This is a genomic window from Mucilaginibacter polytrichastri (assembly GCF_001911425.1).
GTDB lineage: Bacteria > Bacteroidota > Bacteroidia > Sphingobacteriales > Sphingobacteriaceae > Mucilaginibacter > Mucilaginibacter polytrichastri.
The window spans coordinates 4,645,761-4,655,261 of the sequence record NZ_MPPL01000001.1 but is presented as its reverse complement, the minus strand read 5'-3'; the positions used below and the strand labels follow the sequence as shown (position 1 = coordinate 4,655,261).

Here is a 9,501-nt window from a genome sequence, read left to right as displayed (position 1 = left end):
GCATGCCGAGTAACGCCTAATTGATTCTATCAAATAGTTTAAACGACAAAGGCCGATCGCAAGATCGGCCTTTGTCGTTTAATACAACCATGGCACTAGCGTTGCTGCGTAATACCGGCTTTCTTTATTTTGGCTATAATATCATTTGCTACGGCTATGCCTTGTTTGTTGCCTTCTTCAATACTATCCATAAAATGGATGCCGCCATATAAACGCGAAATAGAGGCTTCGGCTGCGGCTTGCTTAAAAGAGGTAAATGAACGCGGGCCTACTCCGAAAGGGATTTCTGTATTATCTGTGTAAGTGAAGTTTTCGCCAATGAGGTAAGAGAGCAGGTAGGCAGAGGTATGCGAAACCACAGCATGGCCGCTGGTATACTCAGGAAATGGTGGGGTTTGTAAAAGCGGCTTCCAGTTAAGGTCAATATTTTGGTTGATATAAGTCTCGGGGCGAATGCGGTTACTGCGGTATTTCTCATCCCAGCAAGCTATAAAGGCATCCATTAGCCCAACCGATACCATAGTTACCACGGTAACCGACTGATTGAACTTTAAACCTGCTTTTTTAGTTACCAGTGCTGCAATATTCATCCAGTGGCCGCCCGGGCTAATTTTTTTGTACCCGATAGACATGTGGCCGGACGTGGTTACTGCAAAAGGATTACAATCCCAAAAAGATGCTTTGTTTAGTTGTTCCTGTTCGGGGTTTACAGAAACATCGCGTACCTGTTTAGCCAGTTTATAAAATTTACTGGTGCTATCTTTACTAAATGTAGTTGGTGGTATGGGTTTAAACTGCGATGAAGAGTCGATCATCAGCGGGCGAATGGTTTTCCAGTTTGGCTCGACCGCATCCAGGTAGGCGGGTGGTGTAGGGTACCAATAGCCTTCACCTTTTTTGGGCGTGTATCTGAGTTTTGCGCTCAGTGTACTGTAGTTATCAGATTTTGAAAAGTTAACCACTTCTGCCGCTTCTTTTTTAGCTGCAGCAATGGCCTTGCTTATAATTTCATCGCTGATGTTGCTTTTGTGCAGTAATGCTACATAAGCGTCTTCATCGTCTTGCAGCATATCGCCAGATGGTAACAGGATTTTACTGGTTTCCAGTACACAATAAAGTGCAGCGATGCGGTAATCATAATCTTTAGCTTCGCCAATGCTATTGGTCGGAAACTGCTTGATAAAACTAGCCAGGGCAGGCACTTTCTTATCATTGGCAGAAACTATCTGATAGGCCCCTAACATCGAATATGCATAGTACCGGGCTGCTACCGGCGGGCTTATTACATCGTGTATCATCACCATGTTAACGGCATTGATAATTGGTGCCAGGTCCAGGTACGCCGGTTGGGCAGCCTTGGTTTTAGCAAATGAAAAAGAGGTTAATAAAATCAGGGCCGGCGAAAGTCTGAATAGCTTCATTTGTTTTCTTTATAAAATTGAATCGGCTCGTTGGCAATCCCCAAAACGAGATAAGTGGTGTTTTTAATTTTTATTTCCACAGCAGATTTGATATCCCCGGTAATAGAAAGGCCGCTGTTAGCTTGGTTTAAATACTTGAATAAACCTTTGCCATCACCAGTTAACAAGCAACCATAATTGGCGTCTATGCTACCTAGCTTAAGCCTGTTGTCGCTATGGTTACCTAACAGCAGTAGGTCCGCTTTACCATCCTTATCAAAATCTTTACTGATGATCTGGCTAACGGGTGAAAACTGGGCTTGTATGGGTAATTCTGAAGGTATAAACTTGCCGTTTTTTAACAAAAAGCAAGTGGTTTGCAAATTATTAGCCGTTAACTTTCCCGCCTTTTGCAATTGCTCAGCAGTGAAAATATCTTTTATGGAAACATCTGCGTAAGCTTTATACGAGCCAAACTTTTTTCGCATAGGGTAAATCTGTTCGTTCAATTCATCACGGCTTACAAAGGGATAACTTACATCCTGGTTATAAAAATTGAAGAAGGGGTCAATCGAGCCATTTTCATCAAAGTCGGCATAATATAGTTCGGCAGGTTGGCTTTCTGATACTTTGATCGGGCTATTTAATCCCAGATTCCCAGCTATTAAATCGGGAGTACCATCGTCGTTTACATCGGCAATGTTTAACGAAAACCACATTCCATTTGTGGGTGTGGTAAAGTATTGGCTGGTTTGGTCAACAAAACCTGTGGGCGTATTGATATAAACTTTAATGGGCATCATTTCGCCGCACAATACTAAATCTTTGCGCCCATCTTTATTTAAATCAACCCATTGTGCATCGGTAACCATGCCTGCGTTTACAAAAGGTACATCAGCCACAGTAAATACGCCCCTACCATTGTTAACCAGCAGATAGCTTTTAGGCGCAACCGGATATTGCCCCGGAACAACACGGCCGCCTACAAATAAATCAATATCCCCATCTCCATCAAAATCGCATGCGCGAACGCATGATTTACTGCTTGCACTTACAGCCGGTAAAGTTGCCAGGTTAAAATAGCCTTTACCGTTATTAATGTAAAGCTGATCTTGTAAATCGGCTGTGTTGGGTTCATAAAGGCTATACCCGCCTTTTGCAAGGTACAAATCGGGGTAGCCATCGCCATTGGCATCAAAAAATACAGCAGCCGATGTAGTTGATGTTTGCTCGCCCCCGGGTAAGTCTTCAAACTGAAAATTACCATCGGCTTGCTGAATAAATATCTTACCCGGCGTTTGCTGGTCGCCGCAGATAAAGAGATCTTCCAAACCGTCTTTATTAACATCGCCTTTAATAATAACTGGTGATGTTTTGGAGTACATAAACAGCATTAATAACTGGCGCTTAAAGTCATTAATGGTATTGTCCTTAGGTTTATAAGCAATTGGTGGTTTTACTTTGATAAATAGCGGTGTCGGATTAATAGCAGCAGTTTTACCATCCGTTTCATTTGGTTGGTAATTAATAACCAGATGCTGGTCTGTTTTTACATCCCTTAATAACTGTTTGCGGTTATCGGGCCAGGTAATTTGTACCGAGTCTATTGTTTTTAAGTCGCCGGTACCAAAGTTTAAAGTTGTAGATACACTAGACAGGTAGCCACGCCCTGTATTGACTTCCTGGTACTGTTGTTTTCCTTTATTAAACAACGATACTTTAGCACCAACAGCATTGGTATTGGCCCCTTTACCTTTTAGCTTAATGCTGATAAAAGATCCCTGGTTGTTTTCCCTGCCTGTATTTTGATAGATACTTGCTTCTTCATTAATGTTGTTTACCACCAGGTCAAGGTCACCGTCGTTATCCAGGTCGGCGTATACAGCACCGTTTGAAATAGTGGCGTTGGTTATGCCCCATTCCTTTTGTTTATTGGTAAAGGTAAGATCGTGGTTGTTTCTAAATATATAGTTGGCCAATTTGGTTGATGGCATGGCCGTTACCAAATCCATTAATAAAAATGGTTCGCTTGCCATGGCTTTCTTTATTTTATAGTCGCCCCAATAGCGTAAAAAGTCTTTGTTGGTATAGTCGCGCAGGTAGCCGTTAGAAATAAAGATGTCTTTATAGCCATCATTGTCAAAATCGGCCATTAGCGGGCACCAGCTCCAGTCTGTAGCGGCAACGCCAGATAGTTGGGCTATCTCGCTGAATGTGCCGTTACCGTTGTTAAGCTGCAGCATATTGCGCATATATTGTTTGTACAAGTCTTGGTTGATCATCAACTCAAACGACTCGTAGTTTTCTTCTAGTTGAAGTGATTTTTGCCGGTGGTTATCCTGTGGTAGCATATCGAGCGTTAGGATATCCGGCAGGCCATCATTGTTAAAATCGGCAATATCAACACCCATTGAAAAGTGCGATAAGTGCCTTAAAAGCTTTTGAGATTGCTCGCTAAATGTGCCATCGTGGTTGTTGATGTATAAATAGTCGGGTTCGTTATAATCATTGGTTACATATATATCCGGCCAGCCATCCTGGTTAATGTCGGCAATAGCCACACCCAGGCCAAAAGTAAGCGGGTTTTGTATAATACCTGCTTTTTTAGAAACGTCTGTAAAATGGTTGCCATTGTTTTCAAAAAGTTTGTTGCCTGCATACTCATCGGTTTGGTTGCGGTACTTGGCAAACTCCATATTGTCAATTTTTTTAACGTTATGGTTAATCAGCATCATGTCCAGATCGCCATCATTATCATAATCAAAAAAAACGGCTTGTGTGCTGTATCCCGGGTCGTCAAGCCCGTATTCTTTAGCCCTTTCAGTAAAAGTTAAATCACCATTATTGATAAAAAGCTGGTTTCTGCGTTTATCGGCGTCTGTTTTGCCCGAATAGCAAATGTAAATATCTAAAAAGCCATCGCCGTTTACATCGGCCATTGTAACTCCGGTTTTCCAGCCGTTTGCGCGCCCTTCCAAGCCTTTGGCCGCCTCTTTGGTTATGTCTTTAAACTTCATGTTGCCTGTATTTAGGTACAGTTTATTAGAAGTCATGTTGCCGGTAAAAAACAGATCTTCCAGCCCGTCGTTATTTATATCGCCAACAGCTACACCACCACCGTTGTAAAAGTATTCGTACGATAGTACGTTCAATCGCTCATTTTCACTGATGTTATTGCTGAAATGGATATTGGTTTGCTTTGAGTTGAGTAACTGAAACAGCGGTTGCTGCGCCAATACTACTGAAATGTTAGAGGCACACAGCAAAATAACCAGCCAGATACCTGATAGCATTAATTTTTTAGGGGGAGGCATTTTAAGATGGAGCATTTATGTTGCTTAAAACCGTATAACCTTAAAGTTTTAATTACAAATTTTGTATATAAACAAGCCGGGAGACAATGTTGTCTCCCGGCTTGTTTGAAAAGGATTAAAATTATTGTTTATCCCACCAAACTCTGGTAGCAAAGTTGTCGGTACCTTGGTGCGCGACAGCTGCATTGTAGTTTGCGCCGTTTGTTTGCGGCAATGTAATAGGATAAGGCATTCTTCTTGGAACCTGCCCGGTGATGTATTGACCAGCATAAGTAACCGGTGTTAATACAGGGTATCCTGATCTTCTCCAGTTAGCAAATGTTTCATTAAAGTCAAACGTGGTTGATGAAGCTACCCAATATTCCATGTTAATCTGTTGCAAAGCAGTTGCAGGTAATAATGGATGCGCAGCCACATAAGTTGCAATATCACCTGCGCTAACAGTTGCCGCAGCAGATGTATTTAATTGTGCAAGTGCTTGGATATCTGCTGCTAGAGCGTTGGCAAAATGTGTTGCGGCAACACCTGTATTCCAACCTCTGGTTGATGCTTCTGCCAGTAACAGCTCAGTTTGGCCATAAGTTAACATGATGTTATTCATGTTACGGTCATCATAAACTGCAAAACGTGGGCGTGAGTATTTACCGTCTGGTGCAGCCGCATCACCGCTAACAGTAGGATCTGCAGGGCTTGTGCCTGGGTAATTTGGTGCTTTTGAGATATCAGTTGTACCGCCAGCCTGGTCATAACCGTTAGGCATACCAATTTGTAAGCTTGCAGTATTGATACCCGCAACTTGAGTTTCATTGGCAGCTTTACCTGTACCAGAAGAAATCTCAGCAATTGCACTTACACGTGGATCGCTGTTAGCTTTTAAATAGCTGATTAATGTTTGTGACCAGCGTACTTCTCTAAAGTCATCAGGTACTAATAATGCAGCAGCATTAGCGTTACCGTTACTGTTAGAGTAGTCTGCCTGAGCCTTAGCATTATCTGCAACTGCAGACATTGTACCACCGGCATAAGCCATTTCAGCATATTTTTGGGCAGTAGCAGGGTCTACCTTTGTTAAGCGCATCGCAACGCGTAACATTAAGGAGTAACCCAGCTTTTTCCACTGGGCAACGTTGCCACTGTAAAATAAGTCGGCAGTTGGTACAGCTTTTGCTGCATCTAAAGCAGTAATAGCCGTTGCAAGCTGGCTCAACATTGAAGTATAGATGGCTTGTTGAGTATCAAAAACAGGGCTGGTGATGCCTGCTTTAGCCTGGCCTTCTTGTGAGTAAGGGGCGTCGCCGTACAAATCTGTAATGCGTTGCATAAACAATACACGCAAAATGGTACCGCAATTATCCAAATTGGTATAAGATGCATTGCCTTTTACAAGGTTCTTCATCTCATCAATCAGTGTAAGAGCACCATAGCTGGTGTTCCAGGTACGGCTGTAATAACCTGTACCGCTGCCTCTAAGTGTATATTTATCACCATTACCATAGTAATCATAAGTAGAGGATAAGCCCTGTACCCACATACTTTGAAACAGTAATTGATCATACCCCGTATTTGAAAACTGAAATTCAGCCTGAGACATCAAAAAGTTAGGGTTAAATAATGCTGCAGTAGTTTTATTAGGATCTGTATTGATATCATCGAATTTTTTTGTACAGCTCGACATCAAAACACTACCTGCGAGAATACAACTATATATTAAGCGTTTTTTCATGGTCTTTTAGTTTTTTAGTTTGAAGTTAAGGTTAAAGCCATAAGTTCTGGTTTGTGGTAAGCTTGTGCCTTCGATACCACTGTATTGAATAGTGTTAGAGAAGCCAGATTCAGGATCAATATTGTCAGTATGTTTCATGATAGTCCATAAGTTACGACCAACAAGAGATACTGTAATACTGCTGAATGGGGTGCTTGCCAATGTTTGTTTTGGAATGTTGTAACCAAAAGTAACCTGGCGTAACTTAATAAAGTCACCACTTAACACGTTAAGAGAAGAGATTCTGCGGGCAAGTTCCTGGTAGTATGTTTCTGCAGGAACGGCAACGGTATTTTTTGCACCACTTGCTGTTACACCATCAGCAACTACACCGCCTTCACGACCAACAAGCGTCATTTTGTTTAAACCACGGTAAATACTGTAGTAGTTTGTTGCAGACAAGATTTTGCTGCCAAAACGATAATCAACCAGGAATGACAGGTTAAATTGTTTGTAGTTGAAAGTATTGGTTAAGCCACCATAAATTTTAGGAATGGTAGAACCCATTGCTTTATAATCACCTTTAATTGGAATACCACTTGCATCAACTACAATCTGGCCTGATGCATTACGTACATAATCATACGCTAAAATTTGCGGTCCGGCCATACCTGCTACTAATGCTGTACTAGCATTTAACGGGCGGTAAGTACCAAATGCAACATTAGCATTGGTTACACCATCGGTTTGCAGAATCTTATTTTTAACATAAGTAAAGTTGAATGATGGAGTCCATCTGAAGCTGCCAGATTTAACTGGTGTGCCGTGTAATTCAACCTCGATACCTCTATTTTGAGTTGATCCGGTACCTATGTAACTATTAGTATAACCGCTTGAAATATCGATAGTGCTATTGATGATCTCATTATTTGTTTTACGAGTAAAAGCAGAGATATCGAAGCCAAAACGATCGCCCCAGAATTTCATTTCTGTACCAAGCTCAAGTTCTTTAAGTTGGAATGGTTTTAAGAACAAGTTTGGTAACTGCTGGCTAAAACCACCTGCTGGTGTACCATTGATAGAGTTGTTTACACTGTAGTAAACCTGGTTAGCATAAGCTTCGGCATCGTTACTGGTTTGTGCATAAGATAAACGGATTTTACCAAAGTCAACACCGTTCATTTTGTACAGATCAGAGAAGATAAAGCTACCAGAAACCGATGGAGAGAAAATGCCCCTGCCAACAGTGCTCGAGATACTGCTATAAGTATCATAACGACCGGTTGTACTTAATACCAGGTAATCTTTAATAGCAAAGTCTGCCGAGTAATAAGCTGAGTTTACTTGTTTTTTATTTGGAACCGGGTTGCTAACATAACCACTATTACGGCTTGCAAAATTGTTTAAGCTGTAAAAATATGGAATAATAAAACCACCATTACCGCCAATTTGGGTACCTGTATAGCTGTTTTTACGGATGTTACCACCCACAGATAAATCTAAATTAAGCCAATCTTTTATCAAATCATGTTTGGCGTTAATTAACGCATCTGCGTTAAACTCGGTAGTTGCAGTGTTATACTGAGTCATGGTACCGTTATCACTACGATATGCAGTTCCTGTTGGCTCAATGTTTATACGCTCATCATTACTGTTATCATAACCGATACGAGCTTGTGCAAACATCCAGCTGGTAAGTGAATATTTAGCAGCTAATGAAGATATTAAGCGTTTTCTTTGCAGGTTGTTAACAAAGTTATAAGCTGCAAAATAAGGGTTGGTTACATAAGTATCATTAGTGAAAGATTGCTCTTTACCATTGGCTTGTGTACCTGGAGCTAAAATGTGCTGGTCCTCATTGGGAGCCAGAAATAAACCATTATTAGGGTTACCCGGGCCATCACTTAAACCTGATCTGTTTTTTGAGTTTTCAAGTACATAGTTGGCAACAACGTTAATTTCTAATTGCTTAGTTACATTGCTGCTACCGTTAAAGTTGAAAGTCTTTCTGTCTAAGTAGCTGTTTGGTACAATTGAATTTGCACGCAAGTCTGATAAAGACAAACGGAATGCACCGCTTTCGCCGCCATTAGTTAATGATACCGTATTGGTAAAGCTTGGTGCTGTTCTGTAGAAAGAAAGATAATTATTGTCTTTGCTAACCGGAGAGTAAGCGTAAGTTTTACCATCAAACTGTATTACTTGCGAGCCATCCATTTTGGCGCCCCATGCAAGGTTACCTGATGATAAAGCACCGGCAGCAGTTGTAGGTTTTACACCGTTTTCGCCCTGGCCATAAACCTTTTGAAAATCTGTGTTGTCAACAGCTTTATCTATCTGTACGTTGCTATTTACCTCTACGCCAAAGCCAGAGTTCTTTTTACCTGTTTTGGTGGTAATTAAAATCACACCGTTTACTGCTCTTGAACCATATAATGCCGATGCCGACTGACCTTTTAATACGGTCATGGTTTCGATATCATCAGGGTTGATATTTGAGATACCGTCACCTAAATCTGCACCACCCCATTCGCTCGAAGCACCACGTTGGGTATTATCCATGGGTACACCGTTAATAACGTACAATGGGCTACCTGCGCTAAAGCTGGTTAAACCACGCAGTAAAACTCTTGATGATGAACCCGGGCCACCGTTAGAGCCACCTACACTTAAACCGGCAACCTGGCCTTCTAATGATAAGGCAACGTTGGTTTCCCTGGCTTTATTTAAGGTTTCGCCGCCAACTGTAGATACCGAGTATCCAAGTTTCTTTTCGTCTTTTTTCAAACCTAAGGCGGTTACTACAACCTCTGTTAGGGCATTATTAGAAGCCGCCATACTTACGCGGATGGTAGTTTTGCCGGCAACAGGTACTTCCTGAGTAGTATAACCAATATAAGACAATACCAAAACGGCATTATCAGGAGTGGTAATAGTAAACGCACCGTTTACATCGGTTACTACACCATTTGTTGCTCCTTTTACTTTAACAGAAACACCAATAAGGGGTTCGCCTTTTTCATCAATTACCTTACCGGTAATTTTTTGATCTACTTTATTATATAATGTATTTGCTGCTTTATAG

At 41.4% G+C, this 9,501-nt stretch carries 4 protein-coding genes; all 4 read right to left on the bottom strand.

Going from position 1 to position 9,501, the window contains the following annotated elements; translation table 11 throughout:
* Positions 1-95: 95 nt before the first annotated feature.
* Positions 96-1,421 (bottom strand): vanadium-dependent haloperoxidase, encoded by a 1,326-nt coding sequence (locus tag RG47T_RS19975; protein WP_074491203.1) that lies wholly within the window; start codon positions 1,419-1,421, stop codon positions 96-98.
* Positions 1,418-4,714, bottom strand: a complete 3,297-nt coding sequence (locus RG47T_RS19970; protein WP_253187546.1) for a VCBS repeat-containing protein — start codon at positions 4,712-4,714, stop codon at positions 1,418-1,420. Before RG47T_RS19970 ends, RG47T_RS19975 begins: the two co-directional genes overlap by 4 nt.
* A 121-nt stretch (positions 4,715-4,835) precedes the next feature.
* The gene (locus RG47T_RS19965; RefSeq protein WP_074491202.1) at positions 4,836-6,437 is read right to left on the bottom strand and encodes a SusD/RagB family nutrient-binding outer membrane lipoprotein; all 1,602 of its coding nucleotides are present in this window, start codon (positions 6,435-6,437) and stop codon (positions 4,836-4,838) included.
* Between the two features lie 6 nt (positions 6,438-6,443).
* Positions 6,444-9,501 (bottom strand): SusC/RagA family TonB-linked outer membrane protein (locus RG47T_RS19960; protein ID WP_074493602.1); only part of this gene is annotated, 3,058 nt, incomplete at its 5' end.